Below are 330 nucleotides of genomic sequence, written 5' to 3'. Positions count from 1 at the left end.
GGTTGTAGCCTTATCAAACGGTTATTTGGCTTCATCCCTACCGATCTCTGTTGTGTGTTTCGTTATTGGAGTTTTACTTTGGTACCTCAAGGTAATCGGTGCTGGCGATGTTAAGTTACTGACAGCATTGGTCGTTGGAATTCAACCTGATCTAGTCATTGCAACCTTGATTTATATAGGTTTTATGGGAGGGGGATTAGTTTTAATAATGTATATAATCGGTAAGATAAAGCGTTTCAATAGCTACAAAAAAGGTATCCCTTATGGGATACCCATTGCTTTAAGTTGTTTTATTTTCAGCACAATTTCAACACTATCAAACTAATCACA

At 37.0% G+C, this 330-nt stretch carries 1 protein-coding gene; it reads left to right on the top strand.

What is annotated here, in order from left to right; translation table 11 throughout:
* On the top strand, positions 1 to 325 hold a 325-nt coding region (locus tag BCT81_RS05565; RefSeq protein ID WP_102423467.1), incomplete at its 5' end, for a hypothetical protein.
* Positions 326 to 330 lie beyond the last annotated feature (5 nt).

Origin of the sequence: Vibrio sp. 10N.261.52.A1, from assembly GCF_002876325.1 — a bacterium.
GTDB lineage: Bacteria > Pseudomonadota > Gammaproteobacteria > Enterobacterales > Vibrionaceae > Vibrio > Vibrio chagasii.
This window is presented reverse-complemented; position numbering and strand designations above follow the sequence as displayed.